This window comes from Halofilum ochraceum (assembly GCF_001614315.2).
Taxonomy (GTDB): domain Bacteria; phylum Pseudomonadota; class Gammaproteobacteria; order XJ16; family Halofilaceae; genus Halofilum; species Halofilum ochraceum.
Window position 1 is genome coordinate 120,888 of record NZ_LVEG02000004.1, and the last position, 13,630, is coordinate 134,517.

Annotated in this window: 16 protein-coding genes; 11 read left to right on the forward strand and 5 right to left on the reverse strand. The window is 66.0% G+C overall.

The features are described from left to right. Positions 1-2: 2 nt before the first annotated feature. The 5 genes from A0W70_RS04630 to A0W70_RS04650 are packed head-to-tail and all read right to left on the reverse strand — an operon-like array spanning position 3 to position 5,529. The gene (locus A0W70_RS04630) at positions 3-272 is read right to left on the reverse strand and encodes a K+/H+ antiporter subunit F (RefSeq protein WP_067560955.1); all 270 of its coding nucleotides are present in this window, start codon (positions 270-272) and stop codon (positions 3-5) included. Beyond that, positions 269-790 carry a Na+/H+ antiporter subunit E gene (locus tag A0W70_RS04635; RefSeq protein WP_083330781.1) on the reverse strand — a complete coding sequence of 174 codons (522 nt, stop codon included), beginning with the start codon at positions 788-790 and terminating at the stop codon, positions 269-271. Before A0W70_RS04635 ends, A0W70_RS04630 begins: the two co-directional genes overlap by 4 nt. Next, a complete protein-coding gene (locus A0W70_RS04640) occupies positions 790-2,325 on the reverse strand; it encodes a monovalent cation/H+ antiporter subunit D (RefSeq protein WP_067560957.1) in 1,536 nt (511 codons plus the stop codon). The genes A0W70_RS04635 and A0W70_RS04640 overlap by 1 nt, the downstream gene beginning before the upstream one ends. Beyond that, positions 2,322-2,669 (reverse strand): Na+/H+ antiporter subunit C, encoded by a 348-nt coding sequence (locus tag A0W70_RS04645; protein WP_067560960.1) that lies wholly within the window; start codon positions 2,667-2,669, stop codon positions 2,322-2,324. Before A0W70_RS04645 ends, A0W70_RS04640 begins: the two co-directional genes overlap by 4 nt. A gap of 1 nt (position 2,670) precedes the next feature. Next, complete coding sequence (locus A0W70_RS04650; RefSeq protein WP_067560962.1) at positions 2,671-5,529, reverse strand: monovalent cation/H+ antiporter subunit A; 2,859 nt, start codon at positions 5,527-5,529, stop codon at positions 2,671-2,673. A gap of 244 nt (positions 5,530-5,773) precedes the next feature. Here A0W70_RS04650 and A0W70_RS04655 point away from each other — a divergent pair, with 244 nt between their 5' ends. The 11 genes from A0W70_RS04655 to A0W70_RS04705 all read left to right on the forward strand — a co-directional run bounded on the left by A0W70_RS04655 (position 5,774) and on the right by A0W70_RS04705 (position 13,620). Continuing rightward, positions 5,774-6,268 (forward strand): Na+/H+ antiporter subunit E, encoded by a 495-nt coding sequence (locus tag A0W70_RS04655; protein ID WP_067560965.1) that lies wholly within the window; start codon positions 5,774-5,776, stop codon positions 6,266-6,268. Further along, a complete protein-coding gene (locus A0W70_RS04660) occupies positions 6,265-6,558 on the forward strand; it encodes an MrpF/PhaF family protein (RefSeq protein ID WP_217495387.1) in 294 nt (97 codons plus the stop codon). The genes A0W70_RS04655 and A0W70_RS04660 overlap by 4 nt, the downstream gene beginning before the upstream one ends. Continuing rightward, positions 6,551-6,889 (forward strand): monovalent cation/H(+) antiporter subunit G, encoded by a 339-nt coding sequence (gene mnhG / locus A0W70_RS04665; RefSeq protein WP_067560967.1) that lies wholly within the window; start codon positions 6,551-6,553, stop codon positions 6,887-6,889. The genes A0W70_RS04660 and mnhG overlap by 8 nt, the downstream gene beginning before the upstream one ends. Before the next feature lie 8 nt (positions 6,890-6,897). Continuing rightward, the gene (locus tag A0W70_RS04670) at positions 6,898-7,440 is read left to right on the forward strand and encodes a DUF4040 domain-containing protein (RefSeq protein ID WP_217495388.1); all 543 of its coding nucleotides are present in this window, start codon (positions 6,898-6,900) and stop codon (positions 7,438-7,440) included. Then, positions 7,437-7,895 (forward strand): Na(+)/H(+) antiporter subunit B, encoded by a 459-nt coding sequence (locus A0W70_RS04675; RefSeq protein WP_067560969.1) that lies wholly within the window; start codon positions 7,437-7,439, stop codon positions 7,893-7,895. Before A0W70_RS04670 ends, A0W70_RS04675 begins: the two co-directional genes overlap by 4 nt. Next, positions 7,895-8,275, forward strand: a complete 381-nt coding sequence (locus A0W70_RS04680) for a cation:proton antiporter subunit C (RefSeq protein ID WP_067560971.1) — start codon at positions 7,895-7,897, stop codon at positions 8,273-8,275. The genes A0W70_RS04675 and A0W70_RS04680 overlap by 1 nt, the downstream gene beginning before the upstream one ends. Next, the gene (locus A0W70_RS04685; RefSeq protein ID WP_067560972.1) at positions 8,272-9,759 is read left to right on the forward strand and encodes a monovalent cation/H+ antiporter subunit D family protein; all 1,488 of its coding nucleotides are present in this window, start codon (positions 8,272-8,274) and stop codon (positions 9,757-9,759) included. Before A0W70_RS04680 ends, A0W70_RS04685 begins: the two co-directional genes overlap by 4 nt. After that, positions 9,756-11,219 carry a proton-conducting transporter transmembrane domain-containing protein gene (locus tag A0W70_RS04690; RefSeq protein ID WP_245675809.1) on the forward strand — a complete coding sequence of 488 codons (1,464 nt, stop codon included), beginning with the start codon at positions 9,756-9,758 and terminating at the stop codon, positions 11,217-11,219. The genes A0W70_RS04685 and A0W70_RS04690 overlap by 4 nt, the downstream gene beginning before the upstream one ends. A gap of 25 nt (positions 11,220-11,244) precedes the next feature. Next, entirely contained in the window at positions 11,245-11,526 is a 282-nt protein-coding gene (locus tag A0W70_RS04695; RefSeq protein WP_070988404.1) for a hypothetical protein, read from the forward strand. Then, positions 11,519-13,201, forward strand: a complete 1,683-nt coding sequence (locus tag A0W70_RS04700; RefSeq protein WP_067560975.1) for a Na(+)/H(+) antiporter subunit D — start codon at positions 11,519-11,521, stop codon at positions 13,199-13,201. The genes A0W70_RS04695 and A0W70_RS04700 overlap by 8 nt, the downstream gene beginning before the upstream one ends. 86 nt (positions 13,202-13,287) lie before the next feature. Continuing rightward, the gene (locus A0W70_RS04705) at positions 13,288-13,620 is read left to right on the forward strand and encodes a tRNA-binding protein (protein WP_067560977.1); all 333 of its coding nucleotides are present in this window, start codon (positions 13,288-13,290) and stop codon (positions 13,618-13,620) included. The last annotated feature ends 10 nt before the right edge of the window (positions 13,621-13,630 follow it).

Consider the following 13,630-nt stretch of genomic DNA (forward strand, 5'->3'; position numbering starts at 1 on the left):
TCCTATTCGATGATGTCGCCGCGCAGACGGAAGCGGCAGAAGGCGACGGTCGAAATGAAGCCGAACATCGACAGCAGCAGGGCCGACTCGAAGTACAGCGTGGTCTCCTGCTGCATGCCCCAGAACATGATCAGGGCGATGACGTTGATCACCATGGTGTCGAATGCCAGCACGCGATCCATCAGCGTCGGCCCGGCCACCAGCCGCCAGATGTTGAGCACCAGCGCCAGAGAAGCGGCGAAAAAGCCGAACAACAGGGCGTAGCCAATCACTCGAGGAACTCCTTGATGCGCCGCTCGTAGCGGTTCTTCATCTGTTCGACGGCCGCGACGACGTCGGGGGCGTCGAGGCAATGGACGAGCAGGCTCCTGCCGTCCGCCGAGATGTCGCTGGTGACGGTGCCCGGGGTCATCGTGATGGTCGCCGACAGCAGTGTGATCGCCTCGGGCGTCTTCATCTCGATCGGCACCGCCACCCAGCGCACGCGCAGCGCCGAGGCGGGCCGGAACACGATCAGCCACGCGACCTGGATGTTGGCCACGATCACGTCCCATAGCAGCAGGCCGACGAAGGCGATCGCCTTGCCGTAGTGGCGGATCGCCGGCCGATCGGGCCAGAAGTGGCTGGTGAGGATCGGAATCACGATCCCGAGCACCAGCCCGACGACCAGGCCGCCGCTGCTGAAATCATTGAGCAGCGCCATCCACATCACCACGACCACCAGGGTCAGCAGCGGATGCGGCAGCCAGCGCTGGAGAAAACTGCGATCGTCCATTTCGTGACCGGCCATCAGGGACGCACTCCTTCCGGATGCCCGCTCGTGGGCAGCACGGTCTCGATGTATCCCGTCGGGTTGTAGAGCTGTTCAGCGACCGTGTCGAGATAGACGGTGACCGGGCCGGCAAAGGCCGTCAGCACGATCGACGCGCCCAGCAGGATGCCGACCGCGACGAACGGCAGGGCCGGCGCCAGCGGGCGGGCCGGTTCCAGATAACCGCCGACCGCCGCGCTCTTCCAGAACACCGTGGTGCCGGCCCGGGCGAATCCGACAATCGCCAGCAGGGAGGTCACCAGTACGAGACCCCAGATCCAGACCGCGTACGAGGATTCGCGCACGCCGTCGAGGACCAGCAGCTTGCCGATGAAACCGGACAGCGGCGGCATGCCCGTCATCGCCATCGCCCCGAGCAGGAACAGTGCCGCGATGAAGCCGGTGTGGGCGAAGGGCGGGGCCGCGCGCAGGAGATCGGTGTACCCCGTGCGGCGCTGATTGACCAGATCCACGATCAGGAACAGCGCGCCACCCGCTACCGTCGAGTGCAGGAGGTAGTAGAGGGCGGCCGACATCGCCTCCGGCGTGAACACGGAGACCGCGGCCAGCAGCGTCCCCATCGACCCGATCACGGCAAAGGCGACCGCCTCACCCAGCCGCCGGGCGGCGAGCACGCCGGCCATGCCGATGACCATGGTCACGAGCGCCGCCGGCAGCAGCCACGGGCCTGCCAGATTCGCGCTTGCGCCCGCGTCGGCGCCGAAAATCAGGGTATAGACGCGGATAATGGCGTAGGCGCCCACCTTGGTCATGATGGCGAACAGCGCTGCTACGGGGGGCGGCGCATTCGCATAGGTCCCGGGCAGCCAGAACTGTACCGGCACGAGGGCCGCCTTGACCGCGAACACGAGCAGCAGCAGCAGGCCGCCGATCTCCAGCAGGGCGCGGTCGGCCGCATCCACCCGGCCGACCTCGGTCGCCAGATGGGCCATGTTGAGCGTGCCCGTGACGCTGTAGATCAGCCCGACGCCGATCAGGAACAGGCCCGAACCGACCAGGTTGATGGTGACGTACTGCACGCCCGCCTTCATCCGGGCCGCGCCGCCGGCGTGGACCATCAGGCCATAGGAGGCGATCAGCAGCACCTCGAAGAAGACGAACAGATTGAACAGGTCGCCGGTCAGGAAGGCACCGTTGATCCCCATCAGCTGGAATTGGAACAGCGGGTGGAAATGCCGGCCCTCGGCGTCCCAGCCGTTGATGGCGTAGAGCAGCACCGCCAGACCGAGGCCGGCGGTGAGGACCAGCAGCATGGCCGCCAGCCGGTCCAGCACCAGCACGATGCCGAACGGCGCGATCCAGTTGCCCAGATGGTAGCTCTGTACGGGCTCGGCGGCGGTGGACCACATGAGAATCGCGCCCAGCACCAGCAGGATCACGGTCGAGGACACGGAGAAGATTCGCTGCAGGACGATGTCGTGGCGCACCGCCAGCGCGATCAGCGGCGCCACCAGCGCCGGCAGCAGCAGCGGGAGGATGATCCAGTGGTTCACGAATCCGCCTCCCCGTGGTCGTCCGGGTGGAGGTCCACGTGGTCGCTGTCGGACTCGACGTACGCCTTGAGCGCCATGACCACGATGACGGCGGTCATGCCGAACGAGATCACGATCGCGGTCAGCACCAGCGCCTGGGGCAGGGGGTCGGCGAAGTTCTCGTGACCCTGGTGCAGTACCGGGGGCTGGTCGATGGTGAGCCGGCCGGTGATGAACAGGAACAGGTTGACCGCATAGGTGACCAGCGTCAGGCCCAGCACCACGGGGAGCGTGCGGGCGCGCAGGAGCAGGTACACGCCCGCGGCCATGGTGATGCCGATAGCGGAGGCGACCAGGAACTCCATGCTATTCCCCTCCCTCGCCGGCGCGCCGTTCGCTGCCCGGGAGGGCATCCATCGGCTGTTCGTTGACCGGCGCGTGACTGACCCAGCGCCCGAGGTCGGACAGGTGGGCGAGAGCCAGCATCACGCCGCCGACGACGGTGAGGAACACCCCGATGTCGAAGCCGAGCGCGCTCGCCACCTCGAACTTGCCGATCACGGGCAGGTAAAAGTAGTCGAAGGCGCCGGTCAGGAAGGGATAGCCCAGAATCATGGCGCCGATCCCGGTGACCGCCGCGATCAGTACGCCGCCGCCGATGAAGGCGTGGTAGTTGATGGTCATCCGCTGGGCCGCCCAGCCATAGCCGCTGGCCATGTACTGCATGATCAGCCCGATCGCCACGACCAGACCCGCGATGAAGCCCCCGCCGGGCATGTTGTGCCCGCGCAGGAAGATATACACGCCGACGAGCAGCACCAGCGGCAGCATGACCCGCGTGATCACCACCATCAGCATCGGATGGCGGTCCGCCGACTTGGTCATGTCGAGCTGCCACGCCCCGAGCCGGCGATAGAGCTCGCCCCGGGTCATGGCATGCAGCAGGGCGAAGATCGTCAAACCGGCGATGCCGAGCACGATGATCTCGCCGAAGGTATCGAAACCGCGGAAGTCCACGAGGATGACGTTGACGACGTTATCGCCGCCACCGAGATCGTGGGCGTTCTCCAGATAGAAGCTCGACAGGCTGGTGAAGTCGCGCGTCATCACCGCCCACGCCAGGCCCCCGGTACCCAGGCCCGTCAGGCCGGCCAGCAGCGCGTCGCGGCGCCGCCGGAGAGGGCTGCTCTCCACCGGCGTTTCCTTGGGCAGGAAATAGAGTGCCAGCAGGATCAGGATGGTCGTCACCACCTCGACCGAGATCTGCGTCATCGCGAGATCGGGCGCGGAGAAGTAGACGAACATCGCGGCCACGATCAGGCCGACGACGCCGACGCCGATGACCGCGAGCAGCCGGTCGCGCTGATAGCGGATGACCATCGCGCAGGCGGCGAGCAGGACCAGCCAGATGATCACGGCCACGGGCGACGCGGACAGGAGCGCGCGCTCACCACTGTCGTGCGTCGCGCCGAAGAAGCCGGTGAACCCGAGCACCAGGGCGGCGCTGATCAGCAGCGCGAGATAGCGCTGCAGGGAGCCATTGTGCAGACCGAGCACCAGGCGTTTGCTGCCGGCGACCGCGGCCGCGACCACGCGATCGAACAGTGCCTTGGCCTCGGGGTGTGGGCCGGCGTACCACCAGGCGCGCACGCGGTCATAACGCCAGAGCGCGATCGCGCCGCCGGCGACGGCGATGACCGACATCAGCAGCGCCGGCGTAAAACCGTGCCACAGGTAGAGGTGCACATCGGGCGCGCCGCCCTGTGTGACCGCGCCCGTGGTGGCGCGCACGAGATCGCCCGCGATGACGTCCGGGAACAGACCGATCAGCACCACCAGGCCCACCAGGAACGCCGGGGGCAGCCACAGACCGGCCGGCGGATCGTGCGGCTTGCGCGGGTAGTCGTCGCGCTGAGGACCAAAGAAGACATGGACGACATAGCGGAAGGAGTAGGCCACCGACAGCAGGGCCCCGGCGGTGACCGCCAAAGGCAGCAGCCAGCCCTGGCCGAGCCATGCCGTGTGGCTGACCTCTTCCAGCATCATCTCCTTCGAGAGGAAGCCGTTGAGCGGGGGTATGCCGGCCATGGACGCGCCGGCGATCACGGCCAGGGTCGCCGTGATGGGCATCAGCAGGAGCAGACCGCCGAGCCGTTTGGTGTCGCGCGTACCGGTCTCGTGGTCGATGATGCCGGCGTTGAGGAACAGCGCTGCCTTGAAGGTGGCGTGATTGATGATGTGGAACACGGCGACCGCCGCCGCCATCGGCGTGGCGAAACCGAGCAGCATCGTCATCATGCCGAGATGGCTCACCGTCGAGAACGCCAGCAGGCCCTTCAGGTCATCCTTGAACAGCGCGATGTAGGCCCCGACGACCATCGTGATCAGACCGGTGGTGGCCACGAGGTAGAACCAGATGTCCGGACCCGACAGCACCGGCCACAGGCGGGCCAGCAGGAATACGCCCGCCTTCACCATGGTCGCCGAGTGCAGGTAGGCGGAGACCGGTGTCGGCGCCGCCATGGCGTGCGGCAGCCAGAAATGGAACGGGAACTGGGCGCTCTTGGTGAAGCAGCCGATCAGGATCAGCAGCAGCGCCGGTACGTACAGCGGTGAATTGTGGATCTCGTACGGATCGTGCTGGAGGATGTCGGTCAGATCGTAGGAGCCGACGATATTCCCCAGCAGCAGCATGCCGGCGATCAGCGCAAGACCCCCGCTGCCGGTGACGATCAGCGCCATGCGCGCACCCTGGCGCCCTTCGGGCAGGTGGCGCCAGTAGCCGATCAGCAGGAACGAGGTCAGGCTGGTCAGTTCCCAGAAGATCAGCAGCAGCAGGATGTTGTCCGACAGCACGATCCCGACCATCGCCCCCTGGAACAGGAGGAGATAGGTGTAGAAGTTGCCCATCGGATCCTCTTTCGCCAGGTAGAACCGGGCGTAGATCATGATGAGCAGGCCGATACCCAGGATCAGGCCGGCGAACAGGAGGCCGAGGCCGTCCAGGAAGAAATTGACGTTGAGGCCCAGCGCCGGGATCCATTCCCAGCCGATCTGGATGACCTCGCCGCGCATGACGGCGGGGACGTGGGTGAGCAGGAGACCGAGCGCAAGGATCGTCACCCAGGCGGCGGACAGCGCACAGGCGGCGCGCCCGGACCGGATCATCAGCGCCGGCAGGACGGCGCCGAGGAACGGCAGCATGACGATGAGCGCGAGACTCACGGCCGCGCGATCCCTTTGCCATCGGCCGCGCCGGGGACCAAGCACCGCGCGCTCATCGTGCCGATCCCGCCGGGCCGGAGGGGTATAGCGAGCCGTCGGAGGCTGCCGTCAGTGAACGGGGAGGACGAACGAAACAGGATAACGAGTCCTCATTATTCTTAGTTGCGACTGGAGTATCCCGTCTGCCCGGTAGTCGGTCAAGCGACCTGTCAGTCCTTGACCACTGTTGGTAGACTCCGCCGCCATGCGATACGCCGCCTCTCTCGCCACAGTCCTCGCCCTGCTCTGGCTGGGCATCTCCGGGGTCTATAAGCCACTGATCCTTGGGCTCGGTGCGGGGTCCGTCGCCTTGGTGGTCTGGATCTCGCGCCGCATGGATGTGGTCGGCGTGGAGCACAACCCCGTGCTCTATTCGTGGCGACTCCCGGTGTACTGGCTATGGTTGCTCTGGCAGATCATTCTCGCCAATTTCCAGGTCGCGGCCTGCGCGCTGCAGCCGTCGCGCGTCAATCCCCGGGTCGTGCGTGTTCCGGTCCCGCAGAAGACCGCGCTCGGCAAAGTCACGTACGGCAATTCGATCACCCTGACACCGGGCACGGTCACTTTGTTGCTGGAACGCGATGAAGTGACGGTCCACGCACTGACTCCGGCCAGCGCGGAGGATCTCGAAAGCGGCGCGATGGCCGAGCGGATTCTCTGGCTCGAGGGTGCGCGCTCAGCCGGTGGAGGCCGCCCGTGAACACGGTGCTGGTGATCACCACGCTGGCCGTGCTGCTCACGATGGCGCTGGCCCTGGTGCGCGCCCTGCTGGGGCCGACCGTGTATGACCGGATCGTGGCCGTGAACGTATTCGGCACGAAAACCGTCCTGGTTGTGGCGTTGATTACGTACATCACGGGCCATTCGGACCTGATCGACGTCGCCCTGGTCTACGCACTGATCAACTTCATCGCCATCGTTACGGTGCTCAAGCTCGTGAAGATGGGCAATCTGGCCGAGGCCGGAGAGAAGGACATCACCGATGGCTGAGCTGGTGAATGTCCTGTCGTGGTTCCTGCTGCTGGCCGGCGGTGCCTTCGCCGTCGCGGGTGGTGTCGGGCTGGTCCGTTTCCCGGATTTCTACACCCGGCTCCACGCGGGCGGGATCACCGATACGCTCACCGCGCTGCTGATCGTCGGCGGGTTGATCCTCCAGTCGGGGTTCAGTCTGTTGACGATCAAGCTGCTGCTGATCCTGCTGTTTCTGCTGTTTACGACACCGACCGCGACCCACGCGCTGGCCCGAGCCGCGATCGCGGACGGCCTGCATCCCGAGGGCGATGCGGAGAAGCGCGACGGAGCAGAGTCATCCAATACCTGATCGACATCGTGCTGCTGGTCTTCCTCGTGGTGGTGGCGGTCGCCGTCATCCGCGTCCGTGACCTGTTCGCGGCGGCCATGCTCTTCGCGATCTATTCGTTGCTGACCGCCGCGCTGTTCACCGTGCTGGACGCCGGCGACGTGGCATTGACGGAGGCGGCGGTCGGCGCCGGCATCAGCACCATCCTGGTGCTGGCCGTGCTGACCCTGGCGCAGCGCCAGGAGCATCCCGCGCCGGGCCACAACCTGCTTGCCCTGGCGGTGGTCCTCGTGACCGGTGCGGGGCTGTTGTACGCGACCCTGGATCTGCCGGAGTTCGGTAACCCGAACAACCCGGTGCACGGCCATGTGGGGAGCTACTACACCGAGCACACCTATGAAGATATGGGCATACCGAACATGGTGGCCGCGGTGCTCGCCAGTTATCGTTCGATCGATACCCTGGGTGAGGCGTTCGTGATCTTCACCGCCGCCCTCGGCGTGTTCGCCCTGCTGTCGGTGCGCCCGCCTGGCCGGCGCGCGCGTGAGCGCGATGGGGAGGACGATCCGTGAGAGAGAACGGCATCCTTCGCGTCGTCGCGCGTTTCGTTATTCCGCTGATCCTGCTGTTCGCCCTGTACGTCCAGTTCCATGGCGAGTATTCGCCGGGCGGCGGCTTCCAGGCCGGTGTCCTGTTTGCCGCGGGCTGGATTCTCTTCGTCCTGATCTATGGCCTGGACGCGGCGCTGCGCGTGATCCCCGAGCGGCTCATGTACGTCCTGTCGGCGCTCGGCGTGCTGCTGTACTGCCTGGTCGGGCTCGCCGGTGTCGCCCTCGGCGGGCATTTCCTGGATTTCTATCCATTGTTGTCCGATCCCCATGCCGCTCAGCAGGCGGGCATCATCCTGGTGGAGCTCGGTGTGGGCATCACGGTGGCCTCGGTGATCATGCTCGTGTTCACGCTCTTCGCCCGTCGCCGCAGCTGGTGGGACCAGGTGGATGCCGCGGAAGAAGAGGAGGGCAGGTGATGGAGTGGCTGGGCTACTTCAACTACTGGGTCGTGGTCGCGCTGATGATGATCGGCTTCTACGGCGTGATCGCGCGCGGGAACATGGTCAAGAAGCTCATGGGCCTGGGCATCTTCCAGACCTCCGTCTTCATCCTTTTCATATCCGCCGGCAAGATCATCGGCGGGTCGACACCGATCCTGCGTGAAGGCGTGACGGTGTACTCGAACCCGTTACCCCATGTCCTGATCCTCACGGCGATCGTCGTCGGCGTGGCCACCGTGGCCATGGGCCTCGCCCTGGCGATCCGCATCCGCGAGGCCTACGGCACCATCGAAGACGATCACATCGCCATGCAGGAGGCCGCCGAGGACGGGCGCCAAAGCGAGTCGGCCCGATGACGATCGTCGAACTGAGTCCGTTCAGCATGCTCGTGCCGCTGATCGCATCGCCGCTGTGCGCGCTGCTGCCGGGGCGGCTGTGGCCCTGGCTGCTGACCTTCGCCGCCGCGGTCGCGAGCGCGGTGATCGCTGCGATCACCTTGCCGGCGGCCATGGATGGGACCCTGTCCTATGCCTTCGGCGACTGGCGACCGCCCATCGGGATCGAGTACCGGATCGATGCCGCCAATGCCTTCGTGGCGCTGCTGGTGTCCGCGGTCGCGGCGGTGATCCTGCCCTGGGCCAAGACCAGCGTCGATCGGGAGGTCCCGGAGCGGCAGGGGCCTTTCTATGCGCTGTTCCTGCTGGCGCTGGCCGGATTGATGGGGATCACGCTGACCGGCGACGCGTTCAACGTATTCGTCTTCCTCGAGATCTCCTCGCTGGCCACGTATGCCCTGATCGCCCACGGCCAGGACCGGCGGGCCCTGCTGGCGGCGTTCCGCTACCTGATCATGGGGACCGTGGGCGCGACCTTCCTGCTGATCGGTATCGGTTTCCTCTACATGATGACCGGCACCCTCAACATGGCCGATCTCGCCCAGCGCCTGCCGGAGCTGCGTGACACGGCCACGGTCCGGGTGGCGCTGGCGTTCATCGTGGTGGGCATGGGGCTGAAACTGGCCCTGCTGCCGCTGCACCTGTGGCTGCCGAACGCCTACACGTATGCCCCGAGCTTCATCTCCGTTTTCCTCGCCGCGACCGCCACCAAGGTCGCCCTCTATGTACTGCTGCGGTTCACCTTCACCGTGTTCGCGCCGGACTACAGTTTCGTCGCGCTGCCGCTCGCGGTCGTACTGATGGCGCTCGCGGTCGCCGGCATGGTGGTCGGCTCCTGGGTGGCCATCTACCAGTCGAATATCAAGCGCATGCTCGCGTACTCATCGGTGGCGCAGGTCGGTTACATGGTGCTCGGCGTCAGTCTGGTGTCGGTGACCGGGCTGACCGCGGCGCTGCTCCATGTGTTCAATCACGCCCTCATGAAGGCCGCGTTGTTCATGGCGCTCGGCACGATCGCCTACCAGGTGGGCAGCGTGCGGATCGAGGCCTTCCGCGGGCTGGGCAAAAGCATGCCCTGGACCCTTACGGCTTTTGCTCTGGCGGGCGTGAGCCTCATCGGTCTACCGCCCACCGCCGGGTTCATCAGCAAGTGGTATCTCATCAGCGCCGCCGTCGAGGCCGGCCATGCGTGGCTGGTGGCGCTGATCGTGATTACTTCGATGATGGCGCTGATCTACATCTGGCGCGTCGTCGAGGCCGCCTGGTTCCAGCGCCCCGCCGAGGATGCCCCCGCCGTCTCCGAGGCCCCATTGCGCCTGCTGCTCCCGGTCTGGGTGCTGGTGGCCGCGAATTTTTATTTCGGCATTGATACCCGCCTCAACGTGGGCGCGGCGACGGCCGCCGCCGAGGCCCTGATGAGCGGCATCCCCGGGGGCACGCCGTGACGCTCGTGCCGCAATTCAGTCCCTTTACGGTCGTGCTGATCCCCTTCATCGGGGCGCTCGCCATTGCCCTGGCGGCGCGCGCGCCGCGCCTGCGCGATGCCTTCTGCTGGCTGGTCCCCATCCCGTTTTTCATCGGCGTGCTTGGTCTGATCGATCCGGTTCTCGGCGGCGGCGTTCCCCCGCAGACACTCGTCGAGATACTGCCCGGTCTGGGCATTACGCTCTCGGTGCAGCCGCTCGGCCTCACCTTCGCGCTCCTCGCCTCCAGCCTCTGGATCCTGGCGACGCCGTACGCGATCGGCTACATGCGCGGCGAGGGGTACGGCAACCTCGCGCGCTTCTTCGCCTGTTATGCCATCGCCCTCGGGGCCGCCGCCGGCATCGCCTTCGCCGACAACCTGCTGACGCTGTATCTGTTCTACGAGCTCCTGTCGGTATCCACGTATCCGCTGGTGGCCCATACCGGCACCGACAAGGCCCGTGAGGGCGGGCGCACCTACATCGCGCTGCTGCTCGTCACCAGCGTCTGCTTCATGCTGCCGGCGATGATCTGGACCTGGCATGCGGCCGGCACGCTGGACCTGCGCCCCGGCGGCATCCTGGGCGGGGCGGTGGACCCCGGCACGGGGGCCGTGCTGCTCCTGCTGTTCATGTTCGGCATCGGCAAGGCGGCCCTCATGCCGTTCCACCGCTGGCTGCCGGCGGCGATGGTGGCGCCCACGCCGGTCTCGGCGCTGCTGCATGCCGTGGCGGTCGTCAAGGCCGGCGTGTTCGTGGCCCTGACCGTGGCGCTGTACGTGTTCGGGCTGGATTACCTCGCGGAGCTGGCGACGCGTGATTTCGTGCTCTATGTGGCGACCTTCACCATGCTCGCCGCGTCCTTGGTCGCGCTGCACCGCGACAATCTCAAGTCGCGGCTCGCCTATTCCACGGTCAGCCAGCTGTCGTACATCGTCGTCGGCGCCATGCTGGCGAGCGACTGGTCGGCGATCGGTGGCGGCATGCACATGCTCATGCACGGCTACGGCAAGATCACGCTGTTCTTCTGCGCCGGCGCCATTTTCCTGGCGACCCACAAATCCAATGTGAGCGAGCTGGACGGTGTCGGCCGGCGGATGCCGTTCACCATGCTGGCGTTCTTCATCGGCGCGCTGTGCGTGATCGGCCTGCCGCCGACCGGCGGGATCTGGAGCAAGATGCACCTGATCATGGGCGCGCTCGATACCGGCGAGACCCTGGTGGTGGCCGCCTTCGTGCTCAGCACGCTGCTGAATATCGGTTATCTCCTGCCGCCGGTCATGCGGGCCTTCCTGCGCCCGCTGCCCGAGGGCGAGCCCGACGGCGTGCGCGAGGCGCCGATGCTGTGTGTCGTGCCGCTGTGTCTGACCGCCATCGGGACGCTGGTCCTGTTCTTCCTCGCCGGGCACGCCTACGGGCTACTGTCCCTGGGCATCAATTGATCGGCGAACCGGAATCGGAGTGATCGTGAGCGCAAGCACTCGCACAGGCAGGATTCTCGAGGCCCTGGTCGCCCGGCGGCGACCGCTGCGCAACGCGGTGCTGGTGATCATGGCACTGCTGGTCATCGTCGACGTGTTCAAGGAACCGGCCTACGAACGCTTTGCGTGGGACGGCATCGGCGGTTTCGCCGCCTTCTACGGCTTCATCTCCTGCGTGCTGATCATCGTCGTGTCCAAGGCCCTCGGCTACGCCTTCCTGTATCGCAAGGAGGACTACTACGGCGAGTCGGAGGACCACGATGATTGATTTCATTCATCCCTCACTGGTCCTGATCGCGGGATCGCTGCTGCTGGCGGTCCTCAAGGGGCGGGCGCGGCAGGTGTGGCAGATCGCATTGCCGGCCTTCGTGCTGCTGATCATCCTCGGGCTGGAACCCGGCCTGTACGGTCAGCTGCAACTGGGTGCGCTGGAACTGGTGCCGGGGCGGGTGGACAAGCTCGCGCTCGTGTTCGCCTACGTCTTCGGCATCATCCTGATCATCGGCAATATCTACGCGCTGCACGTGGAGGATCGCGTGCAGCACGTGGCCGCCATGGTGTACGCATCGGGTGCACTGGGCGTCGTGCTCGCGGGCGATCTCGTCAGCCTCTACGTGTTCTGGGAGTTGATGGTCATCTCCTCCGTGTGGCTCATCTGGCAGCGCCGGACCGACGTGTCCTGGCGCGCCGGCATGCGCTATATGCTGGTGCACGCGTTCGGCGGGATGCTGCTGCTCGCGGGCCTGCTGGCCCACTATCAGGCCACCGGTTCCATCGCCTTCGACGCCTTCGAGACGCGCGGCTGGTCGTTCTACCTGATCCTCGTCGCGTTCATGATCAACGCTGCCGTGCCGCCCCTGCATGCGTGGCTCACCGATGCCTATCCCGAGGCGACGGTCACCGGCACCATTTTCCTCAGCGCACTGACCACGAAGACCGCCGTGTATACCCTGGTCCGCGGCTTCCCGGGCACGGAGATCCTGGTGTGGCTGGGCGTGATCATGGCGCTGTACGGGGTGGTCTACGCGGTGCTGGCGAACGACATCCGGCGCCTGCTCGCGTATCACATCATCAGCCAGGTCGGGTACATGGTCGCCGGCGTGGGCATGGGTACGTCACTGGCCCTCAGCGGCGTCTCCGCCCATGCCTTCACGCATATCCTGTACAAGGCGCTGCTGCTCATGGGCGCGGGTGCCGTCCTGCACATGACCGGGCGCAGCAAACTGACCGAGCTCGGCGGCCTGTACCGCTGGATGCCCGTCACCTTCGTGCTGTACATGGTGGGCGGCCTGTCGATCTCCGCCTTCCCGCTGTTCAGCGGGTTCGTGAGCAAGACCATGATCGTCGAGGCCGCCGCGGTCGATTACCGGGGCTGGGTGTTCCTGCTGCTCACCATGGCCTCGGCCGGCACGTTCCTGCATACCGGCCTGAAGCTGCCGTATTTCACGTTCATGGGCAAGGATTCCGGTCTGCGCCCGCGCGAGGCGCCGCCGAACATGCTGATCGCCATGGGTATCGCCGCGGCGTTCTGTTTCCTGATCGGTATCTTCCCGGGTGCCCTGTACGCGCTGCTCCCGCACGAAGTGGACTACCATGCCTATACGGCGGGACACCTCCTCAAAGAGATGCAGCTGCTGCTGTTCACCGGGCTCGGTTTCTTCCTGCTGCTGAAGCATGTCGGCGGGGACCCGAAGATCAGCCTCGACACCGACTGGTTCTATCGTCGTCTCGGCCCGGCGCTCGTGATAAGCGCGCGCGATCTCGTGACCTCGGCGGATCGCGCTCTCCGCGCCCGTTCCATGGCGCTCCTGCAATCGGCGCTGACGCTCAGTCATGACCGCTTCGGCCACGAGGGGCAGCTTGCACGGAGCTGGCCCACGGGCTCCATGGCGCTGTGGACCATGATCGTGCTGGCGGTGCTGCTGGTCCTGTTCGCGCTCTGAGGGGCCCCGAGGCGCTGCCGGACCGTTGTGCCGTACAATCGTCCGGTCGCATGTGCGGATGCCCCTCAGGAACCGGAGACGGTTGGATGATCGAATTCGAGGACTTTCAGCGCGTCGAGATGGCGACAGGCACCATCATTGATGCGAAACCGAACGAAAAAGCCCGCGTACCCGCCTATATTCTGCGTATCGATTTCGGCGAGTCCTGGGGCGAAAAGACCAGTTCGGCGCAGCTCACCGCCAATTACGCGACCGCCGATCTGGTGGGGCGGCAGATCGTCGCCGTGATGAACTTTCCCCCGCGCCGGATCGCCGGCGTGAAATCCGAGGTGCTGGTCCTCGGCGCGGTCTCCGATGAGCACGGCGTGGTGCTGCTGCGCCCCGACTTCGGCGTCGAGGACGGCGCCGCGATCGGCTGAACCGCAACAT

What these genes read in the sequence shown, in the direction of transcription:
- A0W70_RS04635 (WP_083330781.1), bottom strand. Translation starts at nt 790, where the DNA reads ATGGCCGGTCACGAAATGGACGATCGCAGTTTTCTCCAGCGCTGGCTG.
- A0W70_RS04645 (WP_067560960.1), bottom strand. Translation starts at nt 2,669, where the DNA reads ATGGAGTTCCTGGTCGCCTCCGCTATCGGCATCACCATGGCCGCGGGC.
- A0W70_RS04655 (WP_067560965.1), top strand. Translation starts at nt 5,774, where the DNA reads ATGCGATACGCCGCCTCTCTCGCCACAGTCCTCGCCCTGCTCTGGCTG.
- mnhG (WP_067560967.1), top strand. Translation starts at nt 6,551, where the DNA reads ATGGCTGAGCTGGTGAATGTCCTGTCGTGGTTCCTGCTGCTGGCCGGC.
- A0W70_RS04680 (WP_067560971.1), top strand. Translation starts at nt 7,895, where the DNA reads ATGGAGTGGCTGGGCTACTTCAACTACTGGGTCGTGGTCGCGCTGATG.
- A0W70_RS04685 (WP_067560972.1), top strand. Translation starts at nt 8,272, where the DNA reads ATGACGATCGTCGAACTGAGTCCGTTCAGCATGCTCGTGCCGCTGATC.
- A0W70_RS04700 (WP_067560975.1), top strand. Translation starts at nt 11,519, where the DNA reads ATGATTGATTTCATTCATCCCTCACTGGTCCTGATCGCGGGATCGCTG.
- A0W70_RS04705 (WP_067560977.1), top strand. Translation starts at nt 13,288, where the DNA reads ATGATCGAATTCGAGGACTTTCAGCGCGTCGAGATGGCGACAGGCACC.